This is a genomic window from Agrococcus jejuensis (assembly GCF_900099705.1).
GTDB lineage: Bacteria > Actinomycetota > Actinomycetes > Actinomycetales > Microbacteriaceae > Agrococcus > Agrococcus jejuensis.
Map to the genome: position 1 here is coordinate 156,066 of NZ_LT629695.1, position 16,386 is coordinate 172,451.

The following is a 16,386-nucleotide window of genomic DNA, read 5'->3' on the forward strand; positions in this document are numbered from 1 at the left end:
CCCGGGCCTCGTGGCGTCTGGGAGCGATCTCGTCGAACCTGTCGATCGGGGCGGCGCTCGGTCGTCATGAGGGTGGAGGATGCGAACGACGCATCCCGTGACGAGAGGGACGAACCCATGCGATACACGCTGCTGCTCCACTACCCCGAGATGGCCGGCGAGCCCGACGAGGCGACGATGCGGGCCGGGCAGGAGGCGTTCGCCTCGTACGCGGCGACGCTGCACGCCGCGGGCGTGCTCGTGAGCGCCGAGGTGCTCCAGCAGAGCCACGCGTCGACGACCGTGCGGATGGTCGACGGCGCGCTGCGCGTGCAGGATGGGCCGTTCGCCGACTCGAAGGACCAGCTCGGCGGCACCGTCGTGATCGACGTCGCCGACCTCGACGCCGCGATCGGCTGGGCGTCGCAGGCGCCGAACGTGACCTGGGGCGCCGTCGAGGTGCGCCCGGGCGCGACGCACGTCGTCGATGGGCGCTGGGTGCCGAACGCATGACCGATGCGGCCGGCGCCGCCGCGCACGTCGCACGCACGTCGTACGGCAGGCTCGTGAGCCTGCTCGCGGCGTCGACGCGCGACGTGGCCCTCGCCGAGGACGCCCTGCAGGGCGCGCTCGAGGAGGCGCTGCGGCGGTGGCCGGCCGACGGCGTGCCCGACAGCCCGGAGGCATGGATCATGACGGTGGCGAGGAACAGGCAGCGCGACGTGCTCGGCTCGGCCGCGCGCCTCGACGTGGCGCTCGCCGTCGAGCCGCGCATCGACCCGCTCGCGGCGGTCGACGTCGACGCGATCGGCGATCGCAGGCTCGAGCTGCTCTTCGCGTGCGCGCATCCCGCGGTCGACGCCTCGGTGCGCGCGCCGCTCATGCTGCAGACGGTGCTGGGCTTCGAGGCGGCGCAGGTCGCGACGGCGTTCGCGGTGCCGCCCGCGGCGATGGCGCAGCGGCTCGTGCGCGCCAAGCGTCGGCTGCGGGATGCGGGCATCCCGTTCCGCATCCCCGACCGGCGGGCGATGCCCGAGCGGCTGGATGCCGTGCTCGAGGCGATCTACGGCTGCGCGGCGCTCACGTGGCGCGACCCGGCGTCGGGCGTCGACTCGATGGCGGGCGAGGCGCGGCACGTGGCCGTGACGCTCGCGACGCTGCTCGGGTCGGAGCGCGAGGCGTGGGCGCTCGCCGCCCTCGTGACGCTGTCGCTCGCGCGCCGTTCCCCCGCGTTCGTGCCGCTCGACGAGCAGGACCCGCGGGGGTGGGATGCGACGCTGCTCACCGAGGGACGCGCGCTGCTCGCGCGAGCGCAAGGCGAGGGCACGCCCGGTCGGTTCGAGCTCGAGGCCGCGATCCAGGACGTGCACTGCGCGCGCCGCGAGACGGGCAGCACCGACTGGGCAGCGCTCGAGACGCTGTACGACGCGCTGCTCGTCGTCGCGCCGACCGCGGGCGCGCGCGTCGCTCGCGCGGCGGTCGTCGGCCGTCGGCACGGCGCCGCCGCGGGGCTCGACGCCCTCGGCGAGGCGCAGCCGCTGCAGGCGTGGTGGGCCGTGCGCGGTCGGCTGCTCGCCGACGCCGGCCGTGCCGACGAGGCGCGCGACGCATGGCTGCACGCCGCGACGCTCGCCGACGACGACGACGTGCGCGAGCACCTGCTGACGCTCGCGCGCCTGACGCGAGTCGAGCCCGACTAGCCCCAGAAGCGGTCGTCGAAGACCTTGCGGGCGAGCCTCGTCGCGCGCAGGTACTCCTCCTCGAGCGACGCCGCGCCTCCCGCGGCGCGACCCATGAGGCGCGCGACCGTCTCGAGCTGCCCGCGATCGGTCGGCAGCAGGTCGATCGTGCGCGCCTGCGCGAGCGCGAGGGCGTTGCGCAGGCGCGACGCCAGCAACCACGCGCGACGCAGGATCGCGGCGTCGCGCGCCGTGATCGCCTCCGCCTCGACGAGGCCCGAGAGCGCCATGAGCGTCGTCGCGTGCCGCGCGCGGTCGTCTCCCTTCGGCTGCTGCAGCTGCAGCAGCTGCACGAGCCACTCGACGTCGCTCAGCGAGCCGCGGCCCAGCTTGAGGTGGCGTGTGCGGTCGGCGTTCTGCGGCAGCCGCTCGGCCTCGACGCGCGCCTTGATGCGGCGAACCTCGCGCGCATCCGCGTGCGAGAACCCCTTGCGGTCACGTTCGGCCGTCGTGATCGCGAGCAGCTCGTCAGCGAGGTCGGCGTCGCCGGCGAACGGCGCGGCGCGCAGCAGCGCCTGCCGCTCCCACACCTCGCCCCAGCGCTCGTAGTACGTCGCGTACGACGCGAGCGTGCGCACGAGCGGACCCTGCCGGCCCTCGGGCCGCAGGCCTGCATCCAGCTCGAACTTCACGAACGGGTCCTGCACGATGTCGCTCGCCGCGCGCACCGTGCGCATCGCCTGGTCGAGGTCGGCCTCGTCGCGGCACACCCACAGCACGTCGACGTCGGAGCCGAAGCCGATCTCGCGGCCGCCCGTGCGGCCCATGCTCACGACGCCGATCGCCACGTCGCCGCCCGCGAGGTCGAGCGCGGCGTCGATCGCGACACCGGCGATGCCCGTGAGCCGCTCGCCCGTCGCGAGCACGTCGTCGACGCCGAGCGCCGACGCGAGGGCCGCGCGCAGCAGCTCGCGCCGCCGCAGGGTGCGCAGCGCCGTCTGCGCCGTGTCACGGTCGTCGCGGTGCCGCTCGACGATCGCGCGCGCCTCGTCGGCGAGCACGTCGTCGGCGAGCGCCTGCAGCCGCGACTCGTCGGCGAGCCAGTGGGCAGCCTCGGGGATGCGCTCGAGCAGCGTCGCGATGAGCCGCGACGACGACAGCACCGTCATGAGGCGCTGGGCGGCGAGCTCGGAGTCGCGCAGCATGCGCAGGTACCAGGGCGACTCGCCGAGCGCCTCGGACAGCCTGCGGAACGCGAGGAGCCCCATGTCGGGATCGGGTCCCTCGGAGAGCCACTGCAGCAGCACGGGCAGCAGCACGCGCTGGATCTGCGCGCGCCGTGTCACGCCGTTCGTGAGCGCCGCGATCTGGTCGAGCGCGCCCTTGGGGTCGCGCCAGCCGCTCGCCTCGAGACGTGCGCGCGCTGCCTCCGACGTCAGCTGCGTCGAGCCGTCGGGCAGCGACGCCACGGCGGCGAGCAGTGGCCGGTAGAACAGGCGCTCGTGCAGCCTGCGCACCTCGCGCTTCGTCGCGTTCCACCGCTCGAGCATCGCCGCGGCGCTCGGGAACCCCGCCGCGCGGGCGATGGAGCGCTGCGCGTCCTCGTCGGACGGCATGAGGTGCGTGCGCGAGAGCCGCGCGAGCTGCGCCCGATGCTCGAGCACGCGCAGCAGCCGGTAGTCGTCGGCGAACTCGCCCGACTCGATGCGGCCGATCATGCCGGCGTCGTGCAGCGCAGCGATCGCGTCGAGCGTGCCCCGCTGGCGCACGTGCTCGTCGGTCGCGCCGTGCACGAGCTGCAGCAGCTGCACCGTGAACTCGATGTCGCGCAGGCCACCGGGGCCGAGCTTCAGCTGCCAGTCGACCTCGTCGGCCGGGATGTGGTCGGTGACCCGCTCGCGCATCCGCTGCACCGACTCCACGAAGCCGTCGCGCGATGACGACTGCCACACCTTCGACCGCACGGCATCCTCGTATGCCGCGCCGAGCTCGGCGTCGCCCGCGATGGCGCGCGCCTTGAGCAGCGCCTGGAACTCCCACGACTTCGCCCAGCGCTCGTAGTAGGCGACGTGGCTCTCGAGCGTGCGCGTGAGCACGCCGTCCTTGCCCTCCGGCCGCAGGTTGGCGTCGACCTCCCACAGCATCGGCTCGCGCGACGACTCCATGCACCCGGCGGTCGTCTCGCGCGCGAGGGCCTGCGCGACCATCGCCGCGCGTTCCTCCGACAGCCCCTCGTCGCTCGAGTGCACCCAGATGACGTCGACGTCGCTGAGCACGTTGAGCTCGCGCGCGCCCGTCTTGCCCATGCCGATGACCGCGAGGTGCGTCGCCGCGACGTCGTCGGCGCCGAACCGCACCGCGACGGTGCGACGGGCGACGACGAGGCTCGCCTCGAGCGCCGCGGCGGCGACGTCGGCGAGGGCGGCACTCACGGCCTGCACGTGCGCGACGGGATCGTCCTGCGCGAGGTCGAACGCGACGATCTCGACGAGGTGCCAGCGGTACCGGCGGCGCAGCGCCACGATCGCGTCGGCGCGCGGCGCCTCGGCGTCGGCGACGGCGTCGAGCAGGCTCGCGCGCAGCGCCTCCGTCGTCGGCAGCTGCGCGGGCGTCAACGCCTCGAGCGTCTCGGGGGCGCGCTCGATGCACGTCGCGAGCCCCGTGGATGCGCCGAGCACGCGCATGAGGGATGCGCCGGCCTCCGCGTCCGCGAGCGTCGCGGCGAGCGGCACCGCCGACCGATGCAGTCGCGCGAACGACTGCAGCGCGCGGTCGGGATCGGCGGCGAGCCGCAAGTCGTCGACGCGGTCGCCGAGCGCGTCGGCGACCTCGTCGAGCAGCGGCGCCGCCTCGCTCGGCGAGCGGAAGCCCAGCCGCGCGAGGCGCGACGTCGTCGTCTCGGCGCGCATGCGTCAGCGTCCTTCGACGGGGCCGCGCATCAAAGCAGCGTGAGGTTCGCCTCGAGCTCGTACTGCGTCACCTGCGCGCGGTAGCGGCGCCAGTCCTCGCGCTTCGACTGCAGGAAGAACTCGAACACCTGCTCGCCGAGCGTCTCGGCGACGAGCTCGGAGTCCTCCATCTGGCCGAGCGCCCGGTCGAGGCTCGACGGCAGCGGCAGGTAGCCGAGGGCACGACGCTCCTTGTCGGTGAGGCTCCAGACCTCGGTCGTCGCCTCCTCCGGCAGCTCGTAGCCCTCCTCGATGCCCTTGAGGCCCGCGGCGAGCATGACCGAGAACGCGAGGTACGGGTTGGCGGCCGAGTCGATGCCGCGGTACTCGACGCGCGCCGACGACGGCTTGTTCGACAGCGGCACGCGCACGAGCGCCGAGCGGTTGTTGTGGCCCCACGAGATGTGGCTCGGCGCCTCGTCGCCAGCCCACAGGCGCTTGTAGGAGTTGACGAACTGGTTCGTGACGGCCGTGAACTCGGGCGCGTGCTTGAGCAGGCCCGCGACGAACTGCTTGCCGGTCTTCGACAGGCGGTACTGGCCGGCCGGGTCGTGGAACGCGTTCTGCTCGCCCTCGAAGAGCGACATGTGCGTGTGCATGCCCGAGCCGGGCTTCGACTGCAGCGGCTTCGGCATGAAGGTGGCGTGCACGCCCTGGGCGATCGCCACCTCCTTCACGACCGTGCGGAACGTCTGGATGTTGTCGGCCGTCGTGAGCGCATCGGCGTAGCGGAGGTCGATCTCGTTCTGACCGGGGCCGGCCTCGTGGTGGCTGAACTCCACCGAGATGCCGAGGTCCTCGAGCATGCGCACGCTCGCGCGGCGGAAGTCGTTGGCGGTGCCGCCGGGCACGTTGTCGAAGTAGCCGGCCTGGTCGACGGGCACGGGGTTCGCCGGGTCGGCGTCGCGCAGCAGGTAGAACTCGCACTCGGGGTGCGTGTAGAACGAGAACCCACGCTCGGCGGCCTTCGCGAGCGTGCGCTTCAGCACGTTGCGCGGGTCGGCGGCGGCGGCCTCGCCGTCGGGCGTGTGGATGTCGCAGTACATGCGCGCGGTCGGGTCGATCTCGCCGCGGTACGGCAGCACCTGGAAGGTGGCCGGGTCGGGCTTCGCGATGACGTCGGCCTCCGACGCGCTCGTGAGGCCCTCGATCGACGAGCCGTCGATGCCGAGGCCCTCGGCGAAGGCGCTCTCGACCTCCGCGGGGGCGATCGCGACCGACTTCAGCGTGCCGAGCACGTCGGTGAACCACAGGCGCACGAACTTGACGCCGCGCTCCTCGATCGTGCGGAGCACGAAGTCACGCTGCTTGTCCATCGGGTCCCTTCCCTCGCAGGTCTTCAGGCTATCGGGGCGCGGGGCCGTCGGCCGCCGCCGGCAGGGCCGCGTCGAGCTCGGCGAGCCATGCCGCCGCGCTCGCATCCGACGGCATCCGCCAGTCGCCGCGCGGGCTCAGCGAGCCGCCCGCGACGACCTTGGGGCCGTTGGGCAGCGCCGAGCGCTTGAACTGGTGCTGGAAGAAGCGGCGCACGAACACCTCGAGCCAGCGACGGATCGTGGCGAGGTCGTACGCGACGCGCTTGTCGTCGGGGTAGCCGACGGGCCAGGCGCCGGCCGACGCATCCCCCCACGCGTGCATCGCGAGGAACGCGATCTTCGACGGACGGTAGCCGCGGCGCAGCACGTGGAAGAGCGTGAAGTCCTGCAGCGGGTACGGGCCGATCATCGACTCCGTCGACTGCAGCGCGCCCTCCTCGGTCTGCGGCACGAGCTCGGGGCTGATCTCCTGGCCGACGATCGCGGTGAGCACGCGATCGACGTCGGCGCCGAACTGGCCCGTGTCGACGACCCAGCGGATGAGGTGCTGGATGAGGGTCTTGGGGATGCCGCCGTTGACGCCGTAGTGCGACATGTGATCGCCGACGCCGTAGGTGCACCAGCCGAGCGCGAGCTCCGAGAGGTCGCCGGTGCCCAGCACGATGCCGCCGCGCTGGTTGGCGATGCGGAACAGCAGGTCGGTGCGCAGGCCCGCCTGCACGTTCTCGAACGTGACGTCGTACACGGGCTCGCCGTCGCCCGCCGGGTGGCCGATGGCCTGCAGCATGCTCGTGGCGACGGGGCGGATGTCGAGCTCATCCCACGTCACGCCGAGCGCCTCCATGAGCGCGATCGCGTTCGACTTCGTGCCGTCGCTCGTCGCGAAGCCGGGCATCGTGAACGCGAGGATGTCGGTGACGGGGCGACCGAGGCGCTCGAGCGCCTTCGCCGCGACGATGAGCGCGTGCGTCGAGTCGAGGCCGCCCGAGACGCCGATGACGATCGTCGGCGCGTACGTGTCGGTCGTGAGCGCGCGCAGACGCTGCTCGAGGCCCGAGACCTGGATGTTGTACGCCTCGTAGCAGTCGAGCGCGAGGCGGGCGGGGTCGTCGGGCACGAACGGGAAGCGGTCGACCGTGCGCAGCAGCCCGATGTCGGCGGTCGTCGGCTCGAGCTCGACGTGGATCTCGCGCACGCCGGGCACGCCGATCATCGCGCCGTTCTGGTCGAACGACCCCTGCCGCATCCGCTCCTGCCGCAGTCGGTCGAGGTCGACGTCGACGATCGTCTGGGCGGGGCCGGACGGGAACCGCTCGGACTCCCCCAGCAGGTCGCCCATCTCGTAGACCATCGTCATGCCGTCCCACGAGAGGTCGGTCGACGACTCCCCCTCGCTCGCCGCCGCGTACGCGTAGACGGCATTGGCCCGAGCGGATGCGGAGCGGGCCAGCAGGTGGCGATCCTCGGCGCGGCCGACCGTGATGGGCGAGGCCGAGAGGTTGAGCAGCACCGTCGCGCCTGCGAGCGCCGCGAGCGACGACGGCGGCACGGGCACCCACATGTCCTCGCAGATCTCCGCGTGCACCGCGAGCCCCGGCACGTCGTCGGCGACGACCACGAGGTCGGGGCCGCACGGCAGCTCGCCATCCTCGTCGGCGCCCGGCCAGTGCGGACGCTGGATGACGGCGGGTGCGCGCGACCCCTCGGCGAACCAGCGCAGCTCGTAGAACTCGCGGTAGTTCGGCAGCGACATCTTGGGCACGACGCCCAGCACGACGCCGCGGTGCAGCAGCACGGCGCAGTTGAACACCCGGCTCCCGATCGCGAGGGGGGCGCCGACGGCGACGATCGGGGCGCAGTCGGCGGTCGCCTCGGCGAGGTCGACGACGGCGCGGTCGACGGCGTCGAGCAGCACGTCCTGCAGGTGCAGGTCGTCGAGCGCGTAGCCCGACAGCGACAGCTCGGGGAAGACGGCGACGGCCACGCCTTCGGCGTCGAGCGCGCGCACGCGCTCGGCGATGCGCTCGGCGTTGACCGCGGGCTGCGCGAGCGCGACCGGCAGCGTGCACGCGGCGACGCGCGCGAATCCGTGGGCGTAGGCGCTGCGGAACGCATCCATGGGTCGATCCTCGCAGACGAACCCGTCCGCTCCCGAGCAGGCGCGGCCGCGGCGTAGGCTCGTCGGCATGCCAGAGGAGTCGAGCCCCTACGGGGGCGCCCCGCAGTCCGCGCCCACGACCGGTCGCAAGCGGGTTCGCACCCGCCACTTCCGCCAGGCGAAGGCCGACGGCGTGAAGATCACGGGCCTCACGAGCTATGACACGCTCACGGCGCAGATCTTCGATCGGGCGGGCATCGACTTCCTGCTCGTGGGCGACTCGGCGGGCAACACCGTGCTCGGCTACGACACGACCCTGCCGGTCACGGTCGACGAGCTCATCCCCCTCACGCGTGCCGTCGCACGCTCGTGCCAGCGCGCGCTCGTCGTGGCCGACATGCCGTTCGGCTCGTACGAGGTGGATGCGTCGGAGGCGCTGCACACCGCGATCCGCTTCATGAAGGAGACGGGTGCGCACGCGGTGAAGCTCGAGGGCGGCGAGCGCTCGGCCGACAAGATCCGTCGCATCGTCGAGGCTGGCATCCCCGTCATGGGCCACGTCGGCTTCACCCCGCAGTCGGAGCACGGCCTCGGCGGCCACGTCATCCAGGGCCGCGGCGACGACGGTGCCGACCAGCTGCTGCGCGACGCGCTCGCGGTCGAGGCGGCCGGCGCGTTCGCCGTCGTGCTCGAGATGGTGCCGTCGGATGCGGCCGCGAAGGTCACGGCTGCCCTGTCGATCCCGACGCTCTCGGTCGGCGCCGGGCCGCACTGCGACGGCCAGCTGCTCGTGTGGACCGACTGGGCCGGCCTCACGACCGGCCGCACCCCACGGTTCGTGAAGCAGTACGCGCAGCTCGCGCAGACCCTCACCGAGGCGGCGCAGGCGTTCAAGGCCGACGTGGACTCGGGCGCCTACCCGGCGGCCGAGCACGAGTACGAGTAGGCGCATGGCTCGCGTCGTCCTGCTGCTGCGCGGCGTCAACGTCGGCGGCGTCACCGTGCGCTCCGCCGACCTGCGCACGCTGCTGGCCGACGCCGGCCTCGGCGAGGTGCGCACGGTGCTCGCGAGCGGCAACGCCATCGTCGACGCCTCCGACGCGTCGGCTGCGGCCCGCACGGCCGAGGCGGCGCTCGAGGAGCGCTTCGGCCGCCGCATCCGCGTGCACGGGCAGACGATCGAAGCCCTGCAGGCCGTCGTCGACGCGTACCCGTTCGCCGAGGACGACGAGCACACACCGTACGTGGTGTTCGCGCTCGACGACGGCGTGCTCGAGCGCATCGCCGAGACCGAGACGCCCGAGGAGCTGCTGCTCGCCGGCGACGTGCTGCACTGGTCGAACCCCAAGGGCCACACGCTCGACTCCCCCGTCGGCATCGCGGTCGCGCGCATCGGCAAGGAGTCGACGACCACGAGGAACGTGCGCACGCTGCGCCGGGTGCTCGCGGCGGGATGACGCTGCCGTCTGGCGGTCGCGCCGGAGCGGCGCGTCAGAACGGCAGGGCGGGTGGAGGCGGTCCTGGATCGTCGGGGAGCACCTCGACGAACCTCGGGCCGACGGGTGGTGGCAGGTCGACGTAGTCGTGGCCCGACGGCGACTGCCAGTGCAGGACGCCCGGCGTCGGCTGGCTGACTGACCAGGCGGTCGCGTGCTTCAGCGTGTGGTGCCGACGGCAGAGGTGCGCGAGATTCCCGAGGCTGGTCGGGCCGCCGTCTTCCCACGCGATGGTGTGGTCGGCGTCGTCGTCGCGAGCCTTGGCGCCGCAGCCGGGGAACCGGCAGTGCTGGTCGCGGGCGCGCAGGAGGCGCCGCTGCGCCTCGGCCGGCGAGTAGGTGTCGACCTCGACGACCGTGCCGCGGATCGGGTCGGTCAGCAGTCGCTGCCAGGTCGCGGCGACGCCGGCGAGGATGCGGGCGGTCTCCGCGTCGACCGGCTGTGCGCCGTCGAGGGCACCGGGCGCCGCGCTCGTTCCGGTGAGCGTCGTGACAGGCATCGTGACCTGCACGATCGGCTTGATCGTCGCCAACAACCCCGCGTGCTCGACCTCGGCACCGCCGGGCGTGCGCTCGATCGCCGGCTGGCCGGAGCCGGTCAGCAGCAGCTCGCAGAACGCGTCCGCCTGCCACTGCTGCATCGATCGTGGGTCGTCCTTCGACTTCGCCTTCGCGCCGGCCCGGAGCCACGCCGTGATCCCGTGGGCGAGCACCGACGGCACGAGCGCGCCGATCCAGGACATGCCGTCGTCGAGGTCGTCGCACGTCACGCGACGGTCGTCACGGGCTGCGCGATGGCGTTCGACGAGCGGCTCGGTCAGGTGCTTGTCGGCCTCGCGACGGGCGACCTTCTTCACACGGGCAGGCGTGGTGGTCTCGGCGAGCGCGACCATCTGATGCTCGAACTCGGCGCGCTGCTCAGGCGTGACGTCGGTGCTCGACAGCACCCCGCCCGCCTCGGTGATCGCCCGCACGTGCCCGCGCCCGATCCGGCCCTCGGCGAACGCCTCGAGCAGCACGGGCCAGGTGTCGACGAGGGTCATGGCGTCGCCGATCTGCCGCTCGATCGTCAGGTCGGAGACTCGCGCTTGCAGCCCGACCTCGGCGGCGACGGCGCGCATCTCCATCGCGGAACGCTGGCTGCTCCCGCCACCCGCGCGATGCAAGGCGAGGTGACCGAGCGCTGCGAGCACTCGCGTCTCGTGCGCCTCGAGGGCTTGCTTGCCGGAGCGGATCGCGGCGAGCTGACTCATCGCGTTGGCCTGGATGGCGTCGAGCGCGGCAGCGTCGGGACCTTGCCCCGTGCCTGCGATCTCCTGCGCCATGACCTGACTCTGCCAGCAACCACTGACATCGAAAGCGTCGGTCGCGGGCCGATTCGGGAGGGTCAGGTGCCACTTTCGAGGCTCGCTTCGCTCGCACCTCAAGGAGCGGCTGGGGAGACGGCTAGGCAGGCGAGACGAGAGGATTCCCAACAGCTGGTCGAGGAGCGCGCGAGCCCGAAGGGCGAGCACGCGTCACGAGACCACGCGACCACCGCTCCCGCCCAGCCATGCGCGCGGTCGCGTCGAGCAGGCATGTCACGAGGTCTCGTGACGGCTCCTCGCTGCGCTCGGGGCCTCCTCGACCAGCTGGTCGGCGACGACGCCTCGGTGGCAGGTCGCCACCGCGTCAGCGGTCCTCGGCGGCGTCCTCCGCAGCCCACTGCTTCGAGCGCTGCTTGATGATCTCGGGCGCCTTCGCGGCCTCCTCGGCCGACGTGAAGGGACCCGCGCGGTCGTAGCCAGGAGAGACCATGCCCTCCTCGACGGCGCCGGTCTCGAGGTTGTACCAATAGTCGGTCATCATCGTCCCCTTCCCTATGCTGGAGCCTATGCCCAAGGACGCGAGCGGTCACCTGGTGCCCGGCGTCGTCGGGGCTGCTCCGGCGGTGCCCGCGAGCATCGCCAGGCCCGAGTACGTGGGCCGCTCGGGGCCAGCGCAGCACGTCGGCGGCGACGTGTACGACGCGCCCGCCATCGAGCGCATCCGCGCCGCCGGACGCATCGCCGCCGATGCCCTCGAGGCCGTCGGCGCAGCCGTGCGGCCCGGCGTCACGACCGACGAGCTCGACCGCATCGGCCACGCGTACCTCGTCGCGCACCACGCGTATCCCTCGACCCTCGGCTACCGCGGCTACCCGCGCTCGTCGTGCACGAGCGTCAACGAGGTCATCTGCCACGGCATCCCCGACGACACCGTGCTCGCCGAGGGCGACATCGTGAACGTCGACATCACCGCCTACGTCGACGGCGTGCACGGCGACACGAACCGCACGTTCCGCGTCGGCGCCGTCGCGCCCGAGGTCGACGACCTCGTCGACCGCACGCAGGAGGCGCTGCGACGCGCGATCGCCGTGGTCAAGCCTGGCCGCCGCGTCAACGTGATCGGCCGCTCGATCGAGTCGTACGCCGCGCGCTTCGGCTACGGCGTCGTGCGCGACTTCACCGGCCACGGCGTCGGCACGTCGTTCCACTCGGGCCTCGTCATCCCCCACCACGACGCCGACGCGTACACGACCGAGATCGTGCCCGGCATGGTGTTCACGATCGAGCCGATGCTCACGCTCGGCACCGCCGACCACGACCTGTGGGCCGACGGCTGGACCGCCGTGACGCGCGACCGCAGCATCACGGCGCAGTTCGAGCACACGATCGCCGTCACCGACGACGGCGCCGACATCCTCACCCTCCCGACCACGACGACGTAGGAACGCAGGACCCATGAGCAAGGACAAGAAGGACACGACGCCGAAGCAGGCCATCGGCGTCGACATCGGCGGCACCGGCATCAAGGCCGCGCTCGTCGACGTGCGATCGGGCGAGCTGCTGAGCGACCGCATCAAGCTGCCGACGCCGACGGGCGGCGAGCCCGAGGCGATCGCGCAGGTCGTGGTCGAGCTCGTCGAGCAGCTCGACGCCAAGAAGAAGACCCCGATCGGCGTCACCTTCCCCGCCATCGTGAAGCACGGGCGCACGCTCAGCGCCGCCAACGTCTCCGACCAGTGGATCGGCTTCGAGGCCGAGGCGTTCTTCGAGGAGCACCTCGGACGCCCCATCCACTTCGTGAACGACGCGGATGCGGCGGGCATCGCCGAGGACCACTGGGGTGCCGCGAAGGACGTCGACGGCCTCGTGATCCTCACGACGCTCGGCACCGGCATCGGCGGGGCGCTCATCTACAAGGGCGTGCTCGTGCCGAACGCCGAGCTCGGCCACCTCGAGCTCGACGGCCACGACGCCGAGTCGCGCGCGTCGAACAAGGTGCGCGAGACCGAGGAGCTCACCTACGAGCAATGGGCGGAGCGCCTGCAGCGCTACTACGCGCACCTCGAGTTCATCTTCTCTCCCGACCTCTTCGTGGTCGGCGGCGGCGTCTCGAAGTCGGCCGACAAGTTCCTGCCGCTGCTCGACCTGCGCACGCCCATCGTGCCGGCGACGCTGCGCAACAACGCGGGCATCATGGGCGCCGCGGCGCTCGCGGTCGGCATCTAGCCTCCGTACGCACGGCGGCGCCGCATCCCTGCGAGGGATGCGGCGCCGTTCGTCGTGCCCGCCCTACTCGGCGAGGCCCGCGAGCCGCGCGCCGACCTTCGCGACCAGCGCCGTGTCGGCGGCGCCCGTGCGCTCCTCCCACGCGTCCGCGACGCCGAACATGCGGTACATCGCGTGCACGCCGACGAAGCGGATCGGCTCGGGCTCCCACGTGCCGCTGTCGTGGTCGTTCCACGGCAGCGCCGTGAGGGCCGTCGAGCGGCCGCGGATGCGGTCGAGCAGCGTGCGCGCCGCCAGGTTCGTGGCGGTGACGCCGTGGCCCGCGTACCCGTACGCGTGGCCGATGCCCGTCGCGCCGTCGACGTGCACGCGCGCGCACCAGTCGCGCGTCACGCCGATGACGCCGCGCCACGCGTGCGCGACGGGCATGCGGATGCCCGGGAACATCGAACGCAGCCTGCCGTGGAGCTGGCGGATGACGGCCGTCGGCATCGCGCCGTCGCCAGGCAGGCCCGAGCCGAACGCGTAGGGCGAGCCGCGCCCGCCGATCGCGATGCGGCCGTCGTCGGTGCGCTGCGCGTAGATGAACGTGTGGGCGGCGTCGCCGAGGCACTCGCGCGCATCCCAGCCGATCCGCGCCCAGTCCTCGTCGGACAGCGGCGTCGTCACGATGATCGACGAGTTGACGGGGATGAGCGCGCGCTCGCCGACGAGCGGCCCCGAGTACGCCTCGGTGCACGCGATGGCGTGCCTCGTGCGCACGGGCCCGTGGCTCGTGCGCACCACGCCCGACTCGACCGCCTCGGCGCGCACGCCCTCGACGATCGTGCCGCCCCGTGCCTCGACGGCGGCCGCGAGACCGGCGACGAGCGCAGCGGGCTGCACGCGCGCCGTCGACGGCATGAGCATGCCGCCGAGCGCGCCGTCGACCGCGATGCGCGCCCGCGTCGCCGCGGCGTCGAGCATGACGGCGTCGTCGGGCTCGTAGCCGAAGCGCAGGTGCCCTGCGCGATCCGCCTCGAGTCGCGCGAGCCCGGCAGGCGTCGTCGCGACGCGCAGCTGCCCGCCGCGCACGGCGCCGGCGTCGATGCCCTCGCGCTCGACGACCGCGAGGGTCTCGTCGATCGCGCCGAGCATCTCGCGCTGGAACGAGCGCACGGCGTCGATGCCGCGCGTGCGCGCGTAGACGGCCCGGTTGCCCGGCAGCAGCGGCGACAGCCAGCCGCCGTTGCGGCCCGAGCCGCCGTAGCCGACCCGCTCGGCCCCGACGACGAGCACGCGGAGCGTCGGGTCGTCCACGAGCGCGTAGTACGCGAGCCACAGCCCCGTGAGGCCGCCGCCGACCACGACGAGGTCGACCTCGTCGGGCAGCGCCGCCGCGGTGCGCAGCGACGGACGCGGCGTCGTGCGCGCCCAGTGCGAGATCTCGCCGTTGCGGTAGGTCGTCACGGATGCTCCTCGCACGCGGTGGTGGCTTGGGGTCATCCTGCCCGCTGGAGCCCATCCGGCGCGCACCTTGCAAGGCTCGCTGCGCGAAGAATCTGCGTTTGTCTTTGCTTTGCTTTGTTCACCTGCTATCGTCGTGCCCACGACCAAGGAGGCTCGATGCTGGCAGTGCAGCGCCGCGATGCGATCGCAGCGCGGATCCGCGCCGACGGACGCGTGCTCGTCACCGAGCTCGCCACCGACCTCGGCATCACGCAGGAGACCGTGCGTCGCGACCTCGACTCGCTCGAGGTGGCCGGCATCGCCCGCCGCGTGCACGGCGGCGCAGTGAGCGCCGAGCGCGTGAGCCTCGTCGAGTCCGCTGTCGACGAGCGCGTCGGCCGCAACCCCGCAGGCAAGCACCGCATCGCCGATCTCGCCGCACGTCGCCTCGTCGCCCTCGGCGCCACGAGCCTGCTCGTCGACGCCGGCACCACGACCGCCGCCTTCGCCGAGGCGATCGTGCAGCAGTGGCCGCAGCACTTCGGCGCCCGCCTCGTCGTCGCGACGCACGCGCCCGCCGTCGCCGCCATCCTCTCCCGCCACCCCGCGATCGAGGTCCACGTGATCGGCGGCCGCCTGCGCCAGCTCACCGGCGCCTCCGTCGGTGCGCAGACGCTGCTCGCGATCCAGTCGATGAGCCCCGACGTCGTCGTGCTCGGCACCAACGGGCTCGACGCCTCGGGCCTCACGACCCCCGACCCCGAGGAGGCGGCCGTCAAGGCGGCGATCGTCGCGTCGGGCCGCCGCGTCGCGTGTCTCGCCGACGGCTCGAAGGTCGGCGCCTCGACGCTCTGCCGCTTCGCCGAGCTCAGCGCCGTCGACGTCGTCGTCACCGACGCCGAGCCCGACGCCGAGACCGCCGCGGCCCTCGAGGCCGCCGGCACGGAGGTGCACGTCGCATGATCCTCACCATCACCCTCCACCCGTCGATCGACCGCACCGTCGAGCTCGGCGCCGCGCTCGAGGTCGGCGGCGTCGCCCGCGCGCACGGCCGCGCGACCGAGGAGCCCGCGGGCAAGGGCGTCAACGTCACGCGCACGCTGCTCGCCGCGGGCACCGCATCCACCGCGATCGTCGTCGCGGATGCGCACGACCGGCTCGTCGCGTCGCTCGAGGGCCTCGACGTGCCGACGCGCGCGGTCGCCGTGCACGCACCCGTGCGGCAGAACCTCGCGATCGTCGACCCCGACGGCACGACGACGAAGGTCAACGAGTCGGGCGGCGCCGTCGACGCGCGCGTGCTCGACGCGCTGCTCGACGTCGTCGACGAGCTCGCGACGAAGGCCTCGTGGGTCGTCATCGCCGGCAGCCTGCCGCCCGGCACCGACGTCGGCGTCATCGCCGCGATCGTGCGCGCCGTGCGCCAGGCCGACGGCGCGCGCATCGCCGTCGACACGTCGGGCCCCGCCCTCGCCGCCGCGATCGACGCCGGCGTCGACCTCGTGAAGCCCAACGAGACCGAGCTCGCCGAGCTGCTGGGCCTCGACCCGCACGCGCTCGACGAGCCCGCAGCGGCCGTCGCCGCCGCGCACGACCTCACGGCGCGCGTCCCCACGGTGCTGCTGACGCTCGGCGCCGACGGCGCCGCGCTCGTGACCGCCGACGGCGGCTGGCGCGCCGCTCCCCCGCCCACGGTCGTGCGCTCGACCGTCGGCGCCGGCGACGCGACCCTCGCCGGCTACCTGCACGCCGAGCACCGCGGCCACGACCACGCCGCGCGCCTCGCACAGGCCGTCGCCCACGGCTCCGCCGCCGCCGCCCTGCCCGGCACCGGCATCCCGACCCTCGACCAGGCCGACGCCTCCCGCGTCGCCGTCCACCCCATCGGCCACCAGGCCACCACCCACTAG

At 73.3% G+C, this 16,386-nt stretch carries 14 protein-coding genes; 8 read left to right on the forward strand and 6 right to left on the reverse strand.

Going from position 1 to position 16,386, the window contains the following annotated elements; translation table 11 throughout:
• The first annotated feature begins 117 nt into the window (after positions 1 to 117).
• Together BLQ67_RS00725 and BLQ67_RS00730 are read left to right on the forward strand one after the other, a co-directional pair.
• Entirely contained in the window at positions 118 to 492 is a 375-nt protein-coding gene (locus BLQ67_RS00725) for a YciI family protein (protein ID WP_092501564.1), read from the forward strand.
• Positions 489 to 1,679, forward strand: coding sequence for an RNA polymerase sigma factor (locus BLQ67_RS00730; RefSeq protein WP_092501566.1), 1,191 nt, complete (start codon positions 489 to 491; stop codon positions 1,677 to 1,679). Before BLQ67_RS00725 ends, BLQ67_RS00730 begins: the two co-directional genes overlap by 4 nt.
• On the opposite strand, the gene BLQ67_RS00735 is transcribed toward BLQ67_RS00730, so the two are convergent.
• From BLQ67_RS00735 to BLQ67_RS00745, 3 genes are read right to left on the reverse strand one after another with little or no spacing between them, the layout of a single operon-like run.
• The gene (locus BLQ67_RS00735; protein ID WP_092501568.1) at positions 1,676 to 4,567 is read right to left on the reverse strand and encodes a bifunctional [glutamine synthetase] adenylyltransferase/[glutamine synthetase]-adenylyl-L-tyrosine phosphorylase; all 2,892 of its coding nucleotides are present in this window, start codon (positions 4,565 to 4,567) and stop codon (positions 1,676 to 1,678) included. The genes BLQ67_RS00730 and BLQ67_RS00735 overlap by 4 nt on opposite strands.
• 29 nt (positions 4,568 to 4,596) lie before the next feature.
• Complete coding sequence (locus BLQ67_RS00740; protein ID WP_092501570.1) at positions 4,597 to 5,922, reverse strand: glutamine synthetase family protein; 1,326 nt, start codon at positions 5,920 to 5,922, stop codon at positions 4,597 to 4,599.
• A gap of 28 nt (positions 5,923 to 5,950) precedes the next feature.
• Positions 5,951 to 8,041: an NAD(+) synthase gene (locus tag BLQ67_RS00745; RefSeq protein WP_092501572.1), complete on the reverse strand. Its 2,091-nt coding sequence runs from the start codon at positions 8,039 to 8,041 to the stop codon at positions 5,951 to 5,953.
• 67 nt (positions 8,042 to 8,108) lie between these two features.
• Here BLQ67_RS00745 and panB point away from each other — a divergent pair, with 67 nt between their 5' ends.
• Together panB and BLQ67_RS00755 are read left to right on the forward strand one after the other, a co-directional pair.
• Positions 8,109 to 8,966, forward strand: coding sequence for a 3-methyl-2-oxobutanoate hydroxymethyltransferase (gene panB, locus BLQ67_RS00750; protein WP_092501574.1), 858 nt, complete (start codon positions 8,109 to 8,111; stop codon positions 8,964 to 8,966).
• Positions 8,967 to 8,970: 4 nt separating this feature from the next.
• Positions 8,971 to 9,477 (forward strand): DUF1697 domain-containing protein, encoded by a 507-nt coding sequence (locus tag BLQ67_RS00755; RefSeq protein WP_092501576.1) that lies wholly within the window; start codon positions 8,971 to 8,973, stop codon positions 9,475 to 9,477.
• Between the two features lie 34 nt (positions 9,478 to 9,511).
• Here the strand turns inward: BLQ67_RS00755 and BLQ67_RS00760 are convergent, their stop codons facing one another.
• Both BLQ67_RS00760 and BLQ67_RS16265 read right to left on the reverse strand, forming a co-directional pair.
• Complete coding sequence (locus tag BLQ67_RS00760) at positions 9,512 to 10,840, reverse strand: HNH endonuclease signature motif containing protein (protein ID WP_092501578.1); 1,329 nt, start codon at positions 10,838 to 10,840, stop codon at positions 9,512 to 9,514.
• 346 nt (positions 10,841 to 11,186) lie between these two features.
• The gene (locus BLQ67_RS16265; RefSeq protein WP_157674605.1) at positions 11,187 to 11,360 is read right to left on the reverse strand and encodes an SPOR domain-containing protein; all 174 of its coding nucleotides are present in this window, start codon (positions 11,358 to 11,360) and stop codon (positions 11,187 to 11,189) included.
• A gap of 28 nt (positions 11,361 to 11,388) precedes the next feature.
• On the opposite strand from BLQ67_RS16265, the gene map reads away from it, so the two are divergent.
• Complete coding sequence (gene map, locus BLQ67_RS00765) at positions 11,389 to 12,264, forward strand: type I methionyl aminopeptidase (RefSeq protein ID WP_092501580.1); 876 nt, start codon at positions 11,389 to 11,391, stop codon at positions 12,262 to 12,264.
• A 13-nt stretch (positions 12,265 to 12,277) separates the two neighbouring features.
• Positions 12,278 to 13,048 carry a polyphosphate--glucose phosphotransferase gene (ppgK, locus tag BLQ67_RS00770; RefSeq protein ID WP_092501582.1) on the forward strand — a complete coding sequence of 257 codons (771 nt, stop codon included), beginning with the start codon at positions 12,278 to 12,280 and terminating at the stop codon, positions 13,046 to 13,048.
• Positions 13,049 to 13,111: 63 nt separating this feature from the next.
• Here the strand turns inward: ppgK and BLQ67_RS00775 are convergent, their stop codons facing one another.
• Positions 13,112 to 14,497, reverse strand: coding sequence for an NAD(P)/FAD-dependent oxidoreductase (locus tag BLQ67_RS00775; protein ID WP_092501584.1), 1,386 nt, complete (start codon positions 14,495 to 14,497; stop codon positions 13,112 to 13,114).
• A 156-nt stretch (positions 14,498 to 14,653) separates the two neighbouring features.
• Between BLQ67_RS00775 and BLQ67_RS00780 the strand changes: the two genes are divergently transcribed.
• Both BLQ67_RS00780 and BLQ67_RS00785 read left to right on the forward strand, forming a co-directional pair.
• Positions 14,654 to 15,439, forward strand: a complete 786-nt coding sequence (locus BLQ67_RS00780) for a DeoR/GlpR family DNA-binding transcription regulator (protein ID WP_092501586.1) — start codon at positions 14,654 to 14,656, stop codon at positions 15,437 to 15,439.
• Complete coding sequence (locus tag BLQ67_RS00785; protein ID WP_092501588.1) at positions 15,436 to 16,386, forward strand: 1-phosphofructokinase family hexose kinase; 951 nt, start codon at positions 15,436 to 15,438, stop codon at positions 16,384 to 16,386. Before BLQ67_RS00780 ends, BLQ67_RS00785 begins: the two co-directional genes overlap by 4 nt.

Excerpts from the sequence above, each read along its gene's own strand:
- BLQ67_RS00725 (WP_092501564.1), top strand. The coding sequence starts at position 118 with ATGCGATACACGCTGCTGCTCCACTACCCCGAGATGGCCGGCGAGCCC.
- BLQ67_RS00730 (WP_092501566.1), top strand. The coding sequence starts at position 489 with ATGACCGATGCGGCCGGCGCCGCCGCGCACGTCGCACGCACGTCGTAC.
- BLQ67_RS00735 (WP_092501568.1), bottom strand. The coding sequence starts at position 4,567 with ATGCGCGCCGAGACGACGACGTCGCGCCTCGCGCGGCTGGGCTTCCGC.
- BLQ67_RS00740 (WP_092501570.1), bottom strand. The coding sequence starts at position 5,922 with ATGGACAAGCAGCGTGACTTCGTGCTCCGCACGATCGAGGAGCGCGGC.
- BLQ67_RS00745 (WP_092501572.1), bottom strand. The coding sequence starts at position 8,041 with ATGGATGCGTTCCGCAGCGCCTACGCCCACGGATTCGCGCGCGTCGCC.
- panB (WP_092501574.1), top strand. The coding sequence starts at position 8,109 with ATGCCAGAGGAGTCGAGCCCCTACGGGGGCGCCCCGCAGTCCGCGCCC.
- BLQ67_RS00755 (WP_092501576.1), top strand. The coding sequence starts at position 8,971 with ATGGCTCGCGTCGTCCTGCTGCTGCGCGGCGTCAACGTCGGCGGCGTC.
- BLQ67_RS00760 (WP_092501578.1), bottom strand. The coding sequence starts at position 10,840 with ATGGCGCAGGAGATCGCAGGCACGGGGCAAGGTCCCGACGCTGCCGCG.
- BLQ67_RS16265 (WP_157674605.1), bottom strand. The coding sequence starts at position 11,360 with ATGACCGACTATTGGTACAACCTCGAGACCGGCGCCGTCGAGGAGGGC.
- map (WP_092501580.1), top strand. The coding sequence starts at position 11,389 with ATGCCCAAGGACGCGAGCGGTCACCTGGTGCCCGGCGTCGTCGGGGCT.
- ppgK (WP_092501582.1), top strand. The coding sequence starts at position 12,278 with ATGAGCAAGGACAAGAAGGACACGACGCCGAAGCAGGCCATCGGCGTC.
- BLQ67_RS00780 (WP_092501586.1), top strand. The coding sequence starts at position 14,654 with ATGCTGGCAGTGCAGCGCCGCGATGCGATCGCAGCGCGGATCCGCGCC.
- BLQ67_RS00785 (WP_092501588.1), top strand. The coding sequence starts at position 15,436 with ATGATCCTCACCATCACCCTCCACCCGTCGATCGACCGCACCGTCGAG.